Below are 16,806 nucleotides of genomic sequence, written 5' to 3' on the forward strand. Positions count from 1 at the left end.
AAATGCCGAAGGTAACGGAGAACAGCGTGCGGCGTTACGTAACGCACGCCGTAACAGGCCCCCGTAACGACATTGTGAACAAAACTCAAATCCTTACAAATCAATGCCTTAGAGAAATTTCTAGTCCATTTGGGTGATCCCCGGACGCATGGCATGCATGTTGCACAAAAGGGCTCGACAGATTTTCCACGGCGTCAAAGCCATGTCTGACCTTGTCGTCTCAACCCTTTTCTGGAGAGAGTAAATGACCGCCCAATCGATGCAGCCCGCTGGCAACACCTCCACCGGCTCCGCTCAGCTCGCCGAGCAGCAGCCCTCCAGTGTCGTGGTCGCGCAAATGACCACGCCGAACATGCAGCCGGCGGCGGCCCTGCCGAAGGCGGCCATCCCCGCCACGCTGTCGCAGGTCAGCCCGGGCGTGCAGATCGTGCGCAACGGGGAGACGCTGATGGCTCAGGCCGGCAGCGCGCTGCAGGTAGGCGACAAGATCATCGTGCCCGCCGATGGCAGCGCCAAGGCGCTGTTCCAGGGCAAGGATGGCCAGACCCTGGTGGGCACTTTCGAGGGCGGCACGCAGGCCACGCTGGCCCAGCGCGGTGAAGGCGACGGAGCCGGCGCCATGGTGCTGGACCTGAGTTCGGGCAATGTCCAGGTCGCACCCGCCAATGACGGCGATGCCGTCGGCCTGATCGTCACCAAGGAAAGTGCGCAAGCCGGCGGCTCCGTGCTCAGCGACTTCCTGCTGGCCGGCCTGATCGGGGCTGGCGGGGTCGCCCTGATCGCCGCGGCCAACGACGACGATGACCCGGCACCGCCACGCCCGACCGATCCCACGGATCCGACCAACCCCACGGACCCCACCCATCCGACGGACCCGACCAACCCCACGGATCCGACGAATCCTACGAATCCGACCAATCCGACCAATCCCACGAACCCGACCAACCCTACGGAACCCACGAACCCGACCAATCCGACCAATCCGACCAATCCCACGAACCCGACCAACCCCACGGAACCCACGAACCCGACCAATCCCACGAACCCGACCAACCCCACGGAACCCACGAACCCGACCAACCCGACCAACCCGACGGAGCCGACCAATCCCACGGATCCCACGGATGGTCATGGCCTGATCACCTCGGTGCAGGACGTGGTGGGAGCTCTGGCCGGCGGCACGGTGGCAGGTCCCGTGGGCAATCTGATCGATACGCTGGTGAACCCGGGCAACGGCACGCTGTCGGCAGTGACCGGCCTGCTGGAAAACCTGACCAGCACCAACGGAGGGCCGCTGGGCGTACTCACCGAACTGGTGGATGGCCTTGTCAATATCCAGAACCAGGGTCTGGAGCCCCTGATCAGCACGCTCAACGAGTTGCTCAAGGGCCTGGACGAGGTGGGTACCGGTGGCTCCATCGGCGGCGTCGTGGACAACGTGCTGGGAGGCCTGCTGGATGAAGGCGGGGCACTGGGCGGGCTGCTCGCCGGCGTGGGCGGCCTGCTCGGTGGCCTGGTGGGCGGCGGCTCGGGCAATCCCCCCGGAACGCCTGACACCGGCGTGGTCACAGCCGTCCAGGACGTCGTGGATGGCCTGCTCGGCGGCACCGTGGCGCAACCTGTCGGCGAGTTGATCGATGCCCTGACCAATCCCACCGACGGACTGTTGTCGGCCGTCACTGGCGCACTCGAGAATCTGACCACGGTCGACGGGGGTCCCCTGGGCGTGCTGACCGAACTGGTCAACGGCCTCACCCAGATCGACGGACAGGGCCTGCAGCCCGTGATCGGCACGCTGAACCAGTTGATCGCCGGCCTGGGCGACGGCCTGGGTGAAGGCGGCCTCGGTGGCCTGGTCGAAGGCCTGCTGGGCGGACTGGTGCCTGGCGGCAGCCCTGGCACCGGCGGTGGCGACGGCATCGTGACCTCCGTGCAGGACGTGGTCGACGGCCTGCTGGGCGGCACCGTGGCCGCCCCCGTGGGCCAGTTGCTGGATGCACTGGCCAATCCCACCGACGGCACCGCATCCGTGGTCACCGGCCTGCTGGAAGGCCTGACCAGCGTGGATGGCGGCCCCCTGGGCGTGCTGACCGAGCTGGTCAACGGCCTGACCCAGGTGGACGGCCAGGCACTGCAACCCGTGATCGGCACGCTGAACCAGTTGATCGCCGGCCTGGGCGACGGCCTGGGTGAAAGTGGCCTCGGTGGCCTGGTCGAAGGCCTGCTGGGCGGACTGGTGCATGGCGGCAGCCCTGGCACCGGCGGTGGCGACGGCATCGTGACCTCCGTGCAGGACGTGGTCGACGGCCTGCTGGGCGGCACCGTGGCCGCCCCCGTGGGCCAGCTGCTGGATGCACTGGCCAACCCCACCGACGGCACCGCATCCGTGGTCACCGGCCTGCTGGAAGGCCTGACCAGCGTGGATGGCGGCCCCCTGGGTGTGCTGACCGAGCTGGTCAATGGCCTGACCCAGGTGGACGGCCAGGCACTGCAGCCCGTGATCGGCACGCTCAATGGTTTGATTGCGGGCCTGGGCAGCGGCCTGGGTGAAGGCGGCCTCGGCGAACTGGTCAGTGGCTTGCTGGGTGGCGATGGCGGCCTGCTGGACGGCGTGCTGGGCGACAACGGCCTGGTCGGCGGCCTGCTGGGTGGCGACGGAGGCCTGCTGGGCGGCGTGCTGGGCGACAACGGCCTGGTCGGTGGCCTGCTGGGTGGCGACGGAGGCCTGCTGGGCGGCGTGCTGGGCGACAACGGCCTGGTCGGTGGCCTGCTGGGTGGCGATGGCGGCCTGCTGGGCGGCGTACTGGGCGATGGTGGCCTTGTCGGCGGCCTGCTGGGCGGTGACGGCGGCCTGCTGGGCGACAACGGCCTGGTCGGTGGCCTGCTGGGTGGCGATGGCGGCCTGCTGGGCGGCGTACTGGGCGATGGTGGCCTTGTCGGCGGCCTGCTGGGCGGTGACGGCGGCCTGCTGGGCGACAACGGCCTGGTCGGCGGCCTGCTGGGTGGCGACGGCGGCCTGCTGGGCGGCGTGCTGGGCGATGGTGGCCTGGTCGGCGGCCTGCTGGGAGGACTGGTTCCCGGGGGCGGCACGGGCGGTGACGCAGGCCTGGTCACCTCGGTGCAGAACACCGTGGATGACCTGCTGGGAGGCACTGCTGGCGCACCTGTCGGCCAAGTGCTCGATTCACTGATCAATCCTGGCAACGGAGCCCTGTCCGTGGTTACCGGCCTGGTCGAAGGCCTGACCAGCGCGAACACCGGCCCGCTCGGCGTGGTGACGGACCTGACCAACGGCTTGACGCAGGTCCCGGGCCAGGCCCTTCAGCCCGTGATCGGAACGGTCAACGGTGTGCTCGCAGGACTGACCGGCGGCGACGGCCTGCTGGGCGGTGTGGTGGGAGGCGACGGCGGCCTCCTCGGTGGCGTGCTCGGCGGTGAAGGCGGCCTGCTGGGTGGCCTCACCGGCGGCAGCGGCCTGGCCGGCGGACTGCTCGACACCGTGGTCGGCGACCACGGCATCGTCGGTGGCCTGCTCGGCGGGGAAGGCGGCCTGCTGGGCGGCCTCACCGGCGGCAGCGGCCCGGTCGGCGGACTGCTCGACACCGTGGTCGGCGACAGCGGCATCGTCAGTGGCCTGCTCGGCGGGGAAGGTGGCCTGCTGGGCGGCCTCACCGGCGGCAGCAGCCCGGTCGGCGGACTGCTCGACACCGTGGTCGGCGACAGCGGCATCGTCAGTGGCCTGCTCGGCGGGGAAGGTGGCTTGCTGGGCGGCCTCACCGGCGGCAGCAGCCCGGTCGGCGGACTGCTCGACACCGTGGTCGGCGACAGCGGCATCGTCAGCGGTGTGGTCAACACCGTGGCAGGCGACAACGGCATCGTCAGCGGCCTGGTGGATACGGTGGCGGGCAGCAATGGCATCGTCAGCGGTCTGCTCGGTGGCGGCAGCAGCGGTGGTGGCCTGCTGGGAGGGCTTCTGGGAGGCTCCTCTGGCTCGGGCCTGCTCGGTGGCCTGCTGGGCGGCGGCAGCTCGCATGCGGCTGCCGCGACGGCCACGGCCTCGGAGCTGGAACCCGTGGCCACCGCCATCAGCAGCCATGCGGGCAGCGCTGCCGACGCGGCGGCCAGCGTGGTCACGCAAACGCTGCACCACAACACGCTGCTGTGATGCCCTGCGGCGCCGCGGCGCCGCGGCGCCGCTGCCGATTCCTGCGCCGCCGCTCGAGGGCGGCGGCGCAGTCCCAAGGAGAAACCCATGCCCACCACCGTTCGGCTGTGCACCATCGCACTCATCGCCGCAGGCCTGGCCGCCTGCGGTACCACCTCCAGCACCAGCACCCAGCGCGCGGAGCACCACTACGCCTTCGGAAAACCTGCAGCCCCTGCGCCGGCCGGCACCAGCGTCGCCCCCGTGGTGGCCACCTCGCAGGCCGACCAGCGCGGTCCCGCCAATGTCGCGCACATCGTCTATTTCGACTTCGACTCCTACACCATCCGCAGCAGCGACCGTGCCATCGTCGAAAGCCATGCGCAGTGGCTGCGCAGCAATCCGGGCCGCTCCGTGATGCTGCGCGGCCATACGGATGCGCGCGGAGGCATCGAATACAACCTGGCCCTCGGACAGAAACGTGCCGATGCGGTGCGCAACAGCCTGCAGCTGCTCGGCGTCAATCCAGCCAGGGCGGAGTCCGTCAGCTATGGCAAGGAGCGGTTGGCCGACGAGGGCAAGAGCGAGGAGGCGCACCAGCGAAACAGGCGCGTCGAATTCGACTACCGATGAACCCGCCCGCCCCGCATCCAGCCGCCTGACAGGCCGCCATGAGGAAAGGCATCTCCACGCAGCCAGCCCGCCGCAGCATGCCATGCCGCACGCGCGACAAGAGCGGGAACCACCTGACCCTGATCGAGGCCGAGAGCATGTTGTCGCAGCAGTTGGCAAAAGGCCTGGAGTACCTGGAGCAGCATCTGGTGCCGCTGCCCGAACCCTACCCGGGCTGCATTCTTTTCTTCACGGTAGCCGCCGAAGGCAAGGCTGCCTCCGTCTTCCATGTACGCGCGACCACGCTGGAGGCCGCCTGGCGGGAAGGGGCGACACGGGTGCGCCAATGGGCCTGGGCGCGCAAGCGCGACGAGGTCGACCTGCGCATCGACTGGGCACAGGACATCACACCGCTGAAAGCCGGCAGCCCCCTGCCGGATGGCTGCAACGCCGGCCTGCCGTCCATGGCCTCGCTGGCCCTGGCCGATGCCAGCCTGGACAGGGCCCACCCCCTGTACCGACTGCTGCCCTGCACCACCACCGGCGGTGCGCCCGGCACGCCGGCCGTGCCACCGCACGTGGAGCAAGTGCAGCCGCCCATGTCCGCCCCCTGCCTGCTGCTGCACTTGCGCGGCATCTACCTCAGCGGTGCCGGGCCCGCGATCGCCATTCCCCGGGCACAGGCGCAGCAGTGCGGCACCTGGACACAGCTCGTGCCCGTGCACGCCGCGCTGGAACAGTTGATGGCCCAGCAGCGTGAAGACGGCGGCTGGCCAGGCTGCGACGACATCTGCGATCACCTGGGCCTGACCTACACCCTGCTCCAGGCACAGCGCCACGCCGGCAGCGCCGCCTTGGCCCGCAGCGTTGCCCGGGCCATGGACCACTTCGAGCAGCAGTTGCCCACCATGACCCGGGAATGCGTGCCCCGCGCCATGGCCCTGCTGGTGCTGACCTGCCACCTGCGCAATGCTGTCGTCCTGGCAGCCACGGCGGCCGGACAGGATGATCAGCACCTCACCAGGCTCCCCGCCATGCTGGACCAGATGGCCGAAGCGCTGCTGGCCGCGACCGGCGCACCGCCGGCCCTGAGTTGGGCGGAACTGGCCATGCATGCCTACGCAGGCTGCCGCCCGCACGCCGACGACAGCCCCACGCTGCGCGCCGCACGCAGTGCGCTGCCCGGCACATTCACCCTGTCCGCCGCCTTCATTCACCGTGTATTGCCACAGCTCCAGGAAGGCATCGACGGTTCGGCCGCCGGGCGCGCGGTGGACGATCCCGGCGCGCGCTGGGCAGGCATGGCACTGGTCGAGGGGCTGCAACCCGATGCCTGCCTGGAGACGCAGCCCGGGGACATCCTCGGCCACTGGCGCCGCCATCTGCTGCGCCAGCTGCACTGCGCCGCCATGCGCTCGGTCTGGCCCGAGCAGGCCTTGCATCTGCCGCCTGCACAGCGCCGCCACGCGGCCTTCTCGGACACCAGCCAGCAGCAGGTACTGCAAAGCCCCCGGGAGATCGCCGTGCTGCTGCTCTGCAGCCTGGCCGGGCTGGAGCTGCTCGATGCCATCGCACCGGCCCCGCAGTCCGCAGCACCCCTCTCTCAGCCGACGCAACCTCGGAACCCGCCACCAGCGAGCATGCCCGCCCTCGGAACACCTCCCGGACAGGACGGACGTGGCACCGCATCCGGGTCGGCCGCGCCGCCGTCCGAGACGGGAACGGCACCCACGTATCCGCCCTTGTCATGGACCAGTGCCGAGCTGGCCCGGTTCATGCAGGGGCACTGGCTGGAGCGCGCAGCCGCACAGACCCCGCCGGCCTGTACGGGGCTGGACACCACCCGCCAGCATCATCTGCCCGGCGCCGCCGTGCTGGTGCGCCGGACAGGCATGGCTTTCGGCGTCCCCGGCGCCGCGCTGCCGACACTGCGGCCCGCCGCGCTGATCAGCAGCAGTCCGCATGGTTTGCTGCGCCATGATCTTCCGGTCCTGCATGTGGCCGATCTCGACCAGGGCCTGCGGGGACTGGCGGGCGCCGCACGCCGGCGCATCCGGACTCCGGTGGTGGCCGTGACAGGCTGCGTGGGCAAGACCTCCACGGTGGGCATGCTGCGCCAGTGCCTGCAGGACCATGGTGATGCCCGGGCGGATGCCCTGCTGGCGCAAGGCACTGCGCTGCAGATGATCAACTGGAGCGAGACATCGCCGTGCGCCCTCGTGGAGCTGGCTCTGCCGAGCCTGCGCACGGACCTGCCGCTGGCCGATCCAGATATTCTGGTTATTACCAATCTTGCAACAAGCGACATACCAAGAATCAGGGATGCCATTGCATCCAGTCCCCCTGCCTCGCCTCCATCTGGGGCATTCAAGGATGTCATTGAGGCCATTCGACAGCTGCGCAGAGGAAGCACACTGGTCACGGAGCATGAGATAGGTATTAACCCTTGGATTACCGAGATTGCAAAACTGACAGGAGTGAAAATCATTACCTTTGGCCCCCATTCCCATGCCGGCATCCGGGAAATGGCGTTCCACAACGGGAATCTTGAATTGGCGATCGATAATCACCGGCTGGGCATTTCCCTGCAATCGGATGGACACCATATGGCCATGAATGCCCAGGCCGCGCTGGCCACGCTGCGGGCCCTTGGGCACACATCCGGGACGGTCCATGCGTCCCTGGCCCATTGGTTGCCGCCGTTGGGAGCCGGCCAGCCGCAGCTGCTGGCCAACGGCGTCTGCCTGCTGGACCACAGCCTGAGCAATCACTTACTGTCCATGCGTGCTGCATTTGCACAACTGCAGTCCCATGCCCCTCAGGCCGGGCATCGCCTCGTCGTACTTGCAGGCATCCAGGCGGAGCAAGGGCAGCTGGATGCATCGCAACTGGTGCTGGAGCCCCTGGTCCGGGCCGCCCAGGCCCGCCGCGTCCTGCTGTACGGAGAGCCGCTGCGCACGCTGGCAGCGGCATTGGCCGACCTGCTGCACGTCAATTGGTATGACGATCTGAACCAATTGATATGTTCACTGCTTCGCACTGCCCACAAAGGTGACACGGTTTTATTGGCGGGTCGCGCCACCACCAATCTGGCCCTTGCCGCCGATGCCGTGAGAGACAGTGTTGGCAATCACATCCCCTCTTGCATACACCCAATCGATCGCCCTCAGTTTGATATTCATCAAAAGCAAATGAATCTGCATTCTTGATTGAATAAAACTTATGAACCACTGTATATAACTCGCTACAGTGTTTGTGAAACTAACCGCATTTACATTTTGTAAAAGCGTTTGCCACCCCACCAGAACATGATCCGATACCTTCTTCCCCGCCAGTTGGCCCAGGCCGCTGCGCTCCCGTCGGGAACGGAGACGGTGGGGCCTTTCGCATCCGCCATTGCCGAGTCGTTCGACAGGGCCGCGCACCAGTTGCGCCGGGCAGCCTGGCTGTCCCTTCCCATCAGTCTGCTGGGGCTGCTGCCTTCCATCTTCCTGCTGCAGGTCTACAACCGCGTCATCGCGCGCGGCGGCACGGCCACGCTGACGGCCATGGTGGCCGGCGTTCTATGCTTTCTCGGCCTGGAGTGGTGGCTGCGCCGCAAGCGCGCCCGCGCGCTGCGGGAAGCCGGCGCCATGATCGACCGGGACGTATCGCAGGCACTCATGCAGAGCATGCTGCGCCACCCGCTGGCCGCGCTGGAGCAACGCTCTTCCAGCCAATGGCTGCAACTGTTCCGCGATGTGAGCGCCATGCGTTCCGGGGCCAGCGGCGGCCTGGCGACATCGCTGCTGGACCTGCCCATGGCGCTGCTGGCGCTGGTGGTCATCGGCGTCATCGCCTGGCCCGTGCTTCCCGTGATCCTGGCGGCCATGGTCATCATGGGCGTGCTGGCCTGGTGGTGGGCCGACGAGGTGCGCAGCGGCCGGGTGGAGGAAGTCGCCCAGGCCCGCATGCTGGACCGCAGCACGGCCGAGGTCTGCAACGCCCGGGCCACGCTCAAGGTGCTGGGCTACGACGCGGCCGCGCGCCAGAACTGGCAGGCCGGCTATGACTGCTGGCTGACCGAGAGCTTCGGCAAGAACGGCGAGATGGAGAACGCACGCGAAGCCAGCACCGTGCTGCTGACGCTGTTCTCCATCGCCGTGATCACCATGGGCGCGATCGCGATCAATGCGCAGTGGATGAGCATAGGCAGCCTCATGGCCGTGAACCTGCTGTCCGGCAAGGCCCTGGGGCCCATCTCCCAGCTGGCCAGCAACTGGCGCTCGCTGGCACAGGCCAACGAGGCCGCGCGGCGGCTGCAGGCCGTGCTGGAGGAGCCCGTGGAACCGACGGTCGCCTCCGTGGAACTGCCGCGGCCCCAGGGGCGGCTGCGGCTGGACCAGGCCAGCTTCCACTATCCGGGCGGCCACGTGGCGCTGGAGCAGGCCTCGCTGGAGATCGGCCCCGGCGGGCTGCATGCCATCGTGGGCCGCAATGGCGCCGGAAAGTCCACGCTGGCCAAGCTGCTGGCCGGCCTCTACCAGCCCACGCAGGGCCGTATCTTCATCGACGAATACGACATGGCGCAGTTTCCCCGCGCCGAGCTGGGCCGCTGGATCGGCTGCCTGGCACAGCAGGTGTACTGGTTCAGCGGGCCGATCGTCGACGGGCTGCGCATGGTCAACCCCGATGCCGAGGACCACAAGATCGTCACCGCCTGCCAGATCTCGGGCGCCCACGGCTTCATCAGCCGCCTGCCCCAGGGCTACCAGACCGTGCTGGGAGAAGGCGGTGCGGGCCTGTCCGCGGGCGAGCTGCGCAAGCTGGCACTGGCCCAGCTGTTCCTGCGCAACCCGTCGGTCCTGATCCTGGACGAGCCCAGCAACGACCTGGATTTCGAAAGCGAGACCGCGCTGCTGCAGACGCTGCGGCAGATCGCGCTCAAGCACACGGTCATCGTCGTCACGCACTCGCTGCGCGTGGCCTCCATGGCCCAGCATCTCTACCACGTGCGCGGCGACGGCGGCATCGAGCATGGTGCCCCGCATGAACTGCTGCCCCAGCTGTTCGGCACGGCACGCGAAGCCACGGCGCCCGTGGACAAGGACAAGACACCGCATTCCGCCAGCGCGGCCGTGGCGCAGGAGCTCGCATCATGAGGGCCGGCCGCTACGACGATCTCCCCCTGGTGCTGCGCCAGTCCCGGACCGCGCAGGCCGAGGCAGGCCAGCCCCCCGGGCAGGCCGCGGCATCGCGCTGGGCGTCATGGGCCCGGCGCCGCGGGTTGCTCGTCGCCGTGGTCGGCGCCCTGGTGGCCACGGGCCTGTTCTACCCCGTGGAGAACGTGGTGGTGGCCAGCGGCCAGGTCATCCCCTCCGACCGCGTGCAGACCGTGCAGCACCTGGAGGGCGGTATCGTCACCGCCGTGCATGTGCGCGAAGGCCAGAGCGTGACCCAGGGCCAGCCCCTGCTGGAGATCGACCTGGGCGGCAACAGCCTCAACCTCGAACAGCTCACCGCGCGCATGGCGACGGCCCAGGCGGTCAAGACGAGGCTGAGCGCGGAAAGCCGCGGCAAGCCGCTTCAGCGTGCCGACTTTCCCTCCGACCTGGACCAGCAGGTGGTGCTGGCCGAGCTGGGAGCCTTCTCCGCCCGGGCCCTGGAGCAGCAGGGCAGCCTGGCCTCCGCCCAGGCCCAGCTGCAGCAGGCGCACGGGGATGTGGCACAGATCCAGGCCCGCATCGAAGGCCTGGAGACCAATCTGCGACTGCACCAGCAGGAAGCGTCCATCGCAGGCCAGCTGGCGGCAGAGCAGTTGATCGGACAGCTGGAGGTGCTGGACAAGCAGCGCGCGCTGGAGCAGGTGCGCTCCGAGCTGGCCGCGTCGCGCCAGACGCTGTTCAGCAACCGTGCCAAGATCGAGCAGGCGCAGGCCCGGCTGCAGGAAACCCGGGGCGCCTTCCGCCGCCGCGCCTCCGACGAGCTGGCCCAGACCGAGCGCGAACTGGCCAGCCTGAACGAGGATCTGGCACGCGCCCGCAACCAGCGCACGCGCACGGCCGTGCTCGCCCCCACCAGCGGCGTGGTCAAGGGACTGCGCAGCGCGGGCGCGGGCTGGGTGGTCAAGCCCGGGGAGCCCATTCTCGAAGTCGTTCCCGACAAGGACGAGGTGATCGTGGAGGCACGGCTGAACCCCGCCGACCGGGGCTACGTGCGCCCGGGACAGCCCACCAAGGTCAAGATCACGGCCTACGACTTCCTGCGCTACGGCTCGGTGCCGGGCCAGGTCACCCTGGTGGCGGCCGATGCCGACCGCGACCCCAACCTGGCCGACGCGCCCTCGTACTTCCGCATCCAGGCCAGCCTGGAACAGCCCTGGGTGGGCCGCAGCGACAACCGCATCACCACCGGCATGCAGGCCGAGCTCGACCTGCTGCTGGGCCACGAGCCCTTCATCTGGTACCTGCTGCGGCCCGTGCTGCGCATCCAGAGCGAAGCCTTCCGGGAGCCCTGATGCGAGGCCACCCCACCCCCGTCACCCCAGGCCGGCCCGCCCGGCTGTGCCGGCTGCTGGCGGCCGCCTGCTGCCTTCCGGCGCTGCATGCCGCTGCGTCGCCCCTGGCCGCCGGGGAACTGGAACAGGCCTCCTCCACCGCCTCCCCGCCCGCGCCCGTGACGCTTCGGCTGGCCCAGCAGCTCACGCCCGGCACGCTTGCCAGCGACGGCGGGCAAAGGCGCCTGCTGCAGGCGCTGTACACCTTGCTCGACGAATATCCCGATGTGCGCAAGGCCCGTGCGGCCCTCGAGTCGGCCGGCCACGACGTGCACACGGCGCGCGGCGCGCGCTGGCCCACCTTCAAGGTCGGCACCAACACGGGTGATGCGCAACTGCGCCGGGGCCGCGAGTCCTACACCGCCGTCAACGCCGAGGTGCGCATGGCCCTGCTCGATGGCGGAGCCATCGGTGCAGGCATACGCTCGGCCGAATCCCAGGAAGCGGCCCAGGGCAGCGTGCTCTACGGCACGCGCCAGAACGTGCTGCTGGAGGCGCTGACCTCGCTGCTGGAGCTGCAGCGCTTCGAGAGCAAGGCGCGCATCGCGGCCGAGTCGGCGCGCATCATCGGCCAGCTCGCGCGCATCGAGGAGCGCCGGGCCGAGCTGGGCGCCGTGGGCCGCAACGACCTGCGCCAGGCGGCATCGCGCCAGGCCGGGGCACTGGCCCAGCAGCATGCGCTGGAGTCGCAGCGCATGGACGCGCTGGCCCGCTTCACGCGCTACTTCGGCTTCACGCCCGAGGCCGGCTGGCTGCCTCGGCTGCATGTGCCCGACCAGTGGCTACCAACCAGCGAGGACACGGCCTTGCAGGCCTCCGAGGCCGTCAGCCCCGAACTGCAGGAGATGGAGCAGCAGATCGAGAAGGCCCGCGCCGAGGTCGACCGCAGCAAGTCCCAGCGCTTTCCCACCCTGGCCGCCGTGGTGGCCCACACGCGCGACCCCAGCGGAGTGCTGTATGCCGAAGGCACGCGCTACGGCGTGGAGCTGAGCTGGAACTTCGGCAACGGCTTCGAGCTGCGCGACAAGATCCTGAAAGCCATCAACGAACTCCAGGCCCAGGAAGCGCAACAGGAGACCGTGCGCCGCCAGGTGCGCGAGACCGCTTCGGCCGCCTGGGGCCGCACCCTGTCCGGCCGCCAGCGCGAGACCCAGCTCGCCGATGCCGTGCGCGAGGCGCGCGCCGCCTTCGAAGGCCGCCGGCGCCTGCTGGAGGTCGGGCGCGGCAGCCTCGCCCAGGTGCTGGATGCCCAGCTGGACATGCAACGGCTGATGCTGGACGAGGCCGATGCCGTCCACGACCAGCGCATCAACGAATTGCGGCTGGTGCGCACCACCGGACGCCTGCTTCCCCAGGATCCGCCAGAGCAGTGGCTGAACGCACTTTTCACCTCGCAGAAGCCATTGCCGTCCGGTGGTGAGGCCCTGCCGGCCACTCCCGATCCCGCCCCCGGCACGAAGCCCGATATCGCACCGCAGCCACCCCGCCACGAATATCCGGATGCAGCCGTTGCCGCACTGTCCGCCAGCGCCCTGCCCCAACGCCTTCAACTGCGCATCGATCCACAGTTGCGCCCTGTTTCCAACGCTTTTTCGGCCACTGCCTCACGACAGCAGTGGTGAAGTGAGGTTTCCCGCAGCGGCCGGCTCTGGCCCATCGCCAGCCGCTGTCATCCAACCGATGGGCTTTTTGCAAGACCGAAAGGACGATGCCATGACCGACATCATCAAGAACTTCTGGAAGGATGAGGAAGGCGCGACCGCCATCGAGTACGGCCTGATCGCCGGTCTCATCGCGGTGGGAATAGTGCTGGGTGCCACAGCCTTGGGCACCAACCTCAACGGCCTTTTCACCCGCATCGCCACCAAGCTCACCAGCTTCGTCCCCTGAACGCCGGGCCCGCGACCTGACCGGGCTTGCACCAGCCATGCCGCAGCCCCCGGATTCAAGGCACTTTGCAAACCGAAAGGACCATGCCATGACCGACATCATCAAGAACTTCTGGAAAGACGAGGAAGGCGCAACCGCCATCGAGTACGGACTGATCGCAGGCCTGATCGCCGTGGGAATCGTCCTGGGCGCCACGGCACTGGGCACCGATCTGAACGCGTTGTTCGGACGGATCGCGACCAAGCTCAGCGCCTTCGTCCCCTGAAGATGGAGCAGGCCTCGCCATGGCTCGGCGCATGCGTCATATGGCTCGCAATGGTTGCGGTCATGGACTTGTGCATGCGGCGCGTGCGCAACTGGATGGTGCTGCTGGGCTTGGCCACGGGCGCGGCAGCACTGGCCAGCGGAGCACAGCCGTTGCAGGCCACGGCCTGGAGCGCGCTGGCCGGCATGCTTGCGGGGTTTTTCGTACTGCTTCCCTTCTATGCGCTGCGCTGGATGGGAGCGGGCGATGTCAAGTTCGCCGCGGTCGCCGGCCTGTGGTTCGGACTGTCCTTCGATCTGCTGCTGATCTGGACCGGCGGCAGCCTGCTGGCCGGCGTGCATGGCCTGCTGGCCCTGCTGCTGCGCCACCTTCAGCACAGCCCGGGTGGACTGTGGCTGCAGGCCAGGCTGCCGTTGCCGCTGGCCGCACGCCTGGCGCCATCGGCCACTGCGCCTGGGTCCGACACCGATGCCCCGCGCCAGCCACGGCGCTCCGTGCCCTATGCCGGCTACATGGCCATCGCGGCCATCGCAACGGCCTGGGGCCACGGCCAGCAACTTGCCTGAACAGGAGACGTCGATGCCGAGCAAGCATATTTCGCAACGCCAGACAGGACCCACCCCGTGCGCCATTGCCCGGCCCGCACCGCCGGGACGCTTTCCTGCCCTGGAGCAGCACTGGAGCCACGACAGGAAAGCGCCAGGGCAAGAGGCCAGCCAGCCAGCAGTACTCGGCGCCGGGCACGACCGACGGGAGTCCCTGCCATGAACATAACCAAGATTCTTGCCGGATTGCTGGTCCTGCTGGCCGTGGTGCTTGCAGGTCTGGCCTGGCTGCTGGGCAGCCAGCCCTCGCGCCCGGTGGCGCCGCCCACGCCAGCCTCAGCGCCTCAGCCTGCCGCCGAGTCTGCCCAGCTGCATGCCGTCGTGGTGGCTGCGCGGGCGGTCGCGGCTGGCCAGCGCATAGGCGGCGACGATATCAAGCTGGCCCATCTGCCCGCCCCTGTGCAGGGTGGCTTCACCCATGCGGATGACGTCCTCGGCCGCACCACGCTGATGGCCCTGTCCCCGGGCACGCCGTTTTTCGAGCAGCAGTTGCTCAGCGGGCTGGCCCTGCAGCTGGAGCCGGGCCAGCGGGCGGTCGCGATCGCCGTGCGTGAGCAGATGGCGGCGGGCAACCACGTGCGACCCGGCGACTTCGTCGATGTCTACTTCACGCTGGATGGCCGGTCCGACCAGGCCCCCGTGGACGCGCAGACCCGGCTTCTCATGGCGCGCAGCAGAGTACTGGCCTATGGGGCCGGCAGCGTGGAGCGGCCGCCCATGCCGACCGCCCAGCGCCAGCCGCAGCAGGAGCAGGAGTCGGGAGCCTCCTCGTCACGCCGCTTCAACACCCGCGAGGACATGGGACAACGCCCCGAGAACGTGCAATCGGCCGTGCTCGCCGTGCCGCTGGACGATGTGGAGCGGCTGACACTGGCGGAGAAATTCGGGCAGCTGACGCTGGCCCTGCGCAACCCCGATGACCAGGCCCTCCCCGACCCTTCGCTGTTCGCGGCGCTGCCCACGGCGCTGCAGCCCACGGCGGGTCGCCTCAGGAAAGACCAGGCACTGCTGGGCTCTGACCGTGCGTTCGCCGGCCTGCGACTTCAGGATCTGGCCACCGGAGCCGACCCCAGGAACATCCGCAAGCCCATGGCAGCGGCCCCCATGACGGCGCAAGCACCGGCCGTGCGGCAGCCACGTGCACCCCGCCAGCACACCGTGGAACTGCACAACGGGGCCGCAGTGCAGATGGTGAACTATTGAAAACACACAACACGAGGGAGTTGCCATGAAGCGCAAGACGATCTCGCAGACAGTCGACAGGCCCCGGCAGCCCCTGCCACGGAGCGTGCATGGCCGCTCGACGCCCATGCAGCGCGCCGCCTGGGCCCTGTGCGGGGGAGCCGCCCTGCTGGCACTGCAGCCCGCCGCTTCCAACTCGCTGGACACCCCGGACGCCACGGGCCCCCGCTCTGCTGGTGCGATCGATGGCCCGCATGGCGAATCCCTGCAGCTCGTGGCCGGCCGCCAGCATCTGCTGCAGCCGGGATTCATTCCGGGCCGCATTGCCGTGGGCGACCCCAACATACTGGACGTCAAGGTGCTGCGCGCCACGCCCGGCGCCGATTCCGGAGCGGCGCAGCTGCTGCTCACGCCCAAGGCCCAGGGCAGTACCACACTGGTGGCCTGGCCCCACAAGAGCGGCCTGCCACAGCACTGGATCGTGCAGGTCCGGGGCCAGCACCTGGTGCTGGAAAAGCGCCTGACCTCGGTGCCCGAGCATGCCCGGGCCGTGGCCGAGCTGCGCCAGGGCGCGCCTGCGCAGACCCTGCTCCTGGACAACTCGCAGATCGACGTCAGGAGCAATACCGTACAGGTGGACGTGCAGGTGGTGGAATTCAAGAAATCAGCGATGAAGCGCATCGGTGTCAACATCTATAGCGGCGGGCGCAACAACCAGGGCTTCAGCTTCGGCAGCTTCAGCCCCGGCGTCGTCGGCAGCATCAGTACCAATACCAGCGGCACGGGTACGGGAAGCGGCAACACCGGCTCGGGAAGCACGGGCTCGGGAAGCACAGGCTCCGGCGGCGTATCCAACAACACATCCTCGGCCATCGCCAGCGCGATGAGCCTGGTCATGACCTTCGGCAAGGCCTTCAGCGGTGCCGGCATCGTCACCCAGTTGAGCATTCTCGAGGGCAATGGCATGGCCCGCGTGCTGGCACGGCCCACGCTGCTGGCCCAGACAGGCCAGAACGCCAGTTTCCTGGCGGGCGGAGAACTGCCGATCCCCGTGCCGGCCCGCGACGGCAACATCGCCATCCAGTACAAGGAGTTCGGCATCAAGCTGCAATTGACGCCGACCATCCTGTCCGACGAACGCATCGCCCTGAAGGTTTCTCCCGAAGCCAGCGACCTGGACTTCAACAGCGGCGTCACCATCAGCGGCGTCACCGTGCCCGCCATACGCACGCGCCGGGCAGACACCTCGGTGGAACTGGCCGATGGCGAGAGCTTCGTCATCGGCGGCCTGGTCAGCCGTGCCACGACTTCCAACGTGAGCAAGGTTCCCCTGCTGGGCGACCTGCCGGTGATAGGAGCCTTCTTCAAGAACCTGAACTACACGCAGGAAGAGACCGAGCTGGTGATCATCGTGACGCCCCGCCTGGTCCACCCGCTGCCCGCCAGCACCGATCTCGAAGCCCTGCTGCCCGGCGTGCAATCGGAGCAGCGCCATGCCGCAAAGGTCTGGCTGCCCTACCTCGCAGGCGGAATGAACCACGACACCGCCGTCCCCGGATTCTCGTACTGACGA

The 16,806-nt window shown here is 68.7% G+C and carries 11 protein-coding genes; all 11 read left to right on the top strand.

What is annotated here, in order from left to right; all coding sequences use genetic code 11:
• Nucleotides 1–244 precede the first annotated feature (244 nt).
• Nucleotides 245–4,165 carry a hypothetical protein gene (locus L1Z78_RS28010; protein WP_267966991.1) on the top strand — a complete coding sequence of 1,307 codons (3,921 nt, stop codon included), beginning with the start codon at nt 245–247 and terminating at the stop codon, nt 4,163–4,165.
• Nucleotides 4,166–4,252: 87 nt separating this feature from the next.
• The gene (locus tag L1Z78_RS21500) at nt 4,253–4,777 is read left to right on the top strand and encodes an OmpA family protein (RefSeq protein WP_234638376.1); all 525 of its coding nucleotides are present in this window, start codon (nt 4,253–4,255) and stop codon (nt 4,775–4,777) included.
• Nucleotides 4,778–5,355: 578 nt separating this feature from the next.
• Nucleotides 5,356–7,965 carry a glutamate ligase domain-containing protein gene (locus L1Z78_RS21505; RefSeq protein WP_234638377.1) on the top strand — a complete coding sequence of 870 codons (2,610 nt, stop codon included), beginning with the start codon at nt 5,356–5,358 and terminating at the stop codon, nt 7,963–7,965.
• A 99-nt stretch (nt 7,966–8,064) separates the two neighbouring features.
• Entirely contained in the window at nt 8,065–9,897 is a 1,833-nt protein-coding gene (locus L1Z78_RS21510; protein ID WP_234638378.1) for a peptidase domain-containing ABC transporter, read from the top strand.
• Nucleotides 9,894–11,252 carry an HlyD family type I secretion periplasmic adaptor subunit gene (locus L1Z78_RS21515; RefSeq protein ID WP_234638379.1) on the top strand — a complete coding sequence of 453 codons (1,359 nt, stop codon included), beginning with the start codon at nt 9,894–9,896 and terminating at the stop codon, nt 11,250–11,252. The genes L1Z78_RS21510 and L1Z78_RS21515 overlap by 4 nt, the downstream gene beginning before the upstream one ends.
• Nucleotides 11,252–12,913, top strand: coding sequence for a TolC family protein (locus L1Z78_RS21520; RefSeq protein WP_234638380.1), 1,662 nt, complete (start codon nt 11,252–11,254; stop codon nt 12,911–12,913). The genes L1Z78_RS21515 and L1Z78_RS21520 overlap by 1 nt, the downstream gene beginning before the upstream one ends.
• A gap of 91 nt (nt 12,914–13,004) precedes the next feature.
• Complete coding sequence (locus tag L1Z78_RS21525) at nt 13,005–13,181, top strand: Flp family type IVb pilin (protein ID WP_234638381.1); 177 nt, start codon at nt 13,005–13,007, stop codon at nt 13,179–13,181.
• 88 nt (nt 13,182–13,269) lie between these two features.
• Nucleotides 13,270–13,446, top strand: a complete 177-nt coding sequence (locus L1Z78_RS21530) for a Flp family type IVb pilin (RefSeq protein WP_234638382.1) — start codon at nt 13,270–13,272, stop codon at nt 13,444–13,446.
• 2 nt (nt 13,447–13,448) lie between these two features.
• A complete protein-coding gene (locus L1Z78_RS21535) occupies nt 13,449–14,012 on the top strand; it encodes an A24 family peptidase (RefSeq protein ID WP_267966992.1) in 564 nt (187 codons plus the stop codon).
• Between the two features lie 198 nt (nt 14,013–14,210).
• Nucleotides 14,211–15,254 carry a Flp pilus assembly protein CpaB gene (gene cpaB / locus L1Z78_RS21540; RefSeq protein WP_234638384.1) on the top strand — a complete coding sequence of 348 codons (1,044 nt, stop codon included), beginning with the start codon at nt 14,211–14,213 and terminating at the stop codon, nt 15,252–15,254.
• A gap of 106 nt (nt 15,255–15,360) precedes the next feature.
• Nucleotides 15,361–16,803 carry a type II and III secretion system protein family protein gene (locus L1Z78_RS21545; protein WP_234642234.1) on the top strand — a complete coding sequence of 481 codons (1,443 nt, stop codon included), beginning with the start codon at nt 15,361–15,363 and terminating at the stop codon, nt 16,801–16,803.
• The last annotated feature ends 3 nt before the right edge of the window (nt 16,804–16,806 follow it).

The organism is Delftia tsuruhatensis (genome assembly GCF_903815225.1).
Lineage (GTDB): Bacteria > Pseudomonadota > Gammaproteobacteria > Burkholderiales > Burkholderiaceae_C > Comamonas > Comamonas tsuruhatensis_A.

Coding starts and splice junctions, on each gene's coding strand:
- L1Z78_RS28010 (WP_267966991.1), top strand. CDS start 245: ATGACCGCCCAATCGATGCAGCCCGCTGGCAACACCTCCACCGGCTCC.
- L1Z78_RS21500 (WP_234638376.1), top strand. CDS start 4,253: ATGCCCACCACCGTTCGGCTGTGCACCATCGCACTCATCGCCGCAGGC.
- L1Z78_RS21505 (WP_234638377.1), top strand. CDS start 5,356: ATGTCCGCCCCCTGCCTGCTGCTGCACTTGCGCGGCATCTACCTCAGC.
- L1Z78_RS21510 (WP_234638378.1), top strand. CDS start 8,065: ATGATCCGATACCTTCTTCCCCGCCAGTTGGCCCAGGCCGCTGCGCTC.
- L1Z78_RS21515 (WP_234638379.1), top strand. CDS start 9,894: ATGAGGGCCGGCCGCTACGACGATCTCCCCCTGGTGCTGCGCCAGTCC.
- L1Z78_RS21520 (WP_234638380.1), top strand. CDS start 11,252: ATGCGAGGCCACCCCACCCCCGTCACCCCAGGCCGGCCCGCCCGGCTG.
- L1Z78_RS21525 (WP_234638381.1), top strand. CDS start 13,005: ATGACCGACATCATCAAGAACTTCTGGAAGGATGAGGAAGGCGCGACC.
- L1Z78_RS21530 (WP_234638382.1), top strand. CDS start 13,270: ATGACCGACATCATCAAGAACTTCTGGAAAGACGAGGAAGGCGCAACC.
- L1Z78_RS21535 (WP_267966992.1), top strand. CDS start 13,449: ATGGAGCAGGCCTCGCCATGGCTCGGCGCATGCGTCATATGGCTCGCA.
- cpaB (WP_234638384.1), top strand. CDS start 14,211: ATGAACATAACCAAGATTCTTGCCGGATTGCTGGTCCTGCTGGCCGTG.
- L1Z78_RS21545 (WP_234642234.1), top strand. CDS start 15,361: ATGCAGCGCGCCGCCTGGGCCCTGTGCGGGGGAGCCGCCCTGCTGGCA.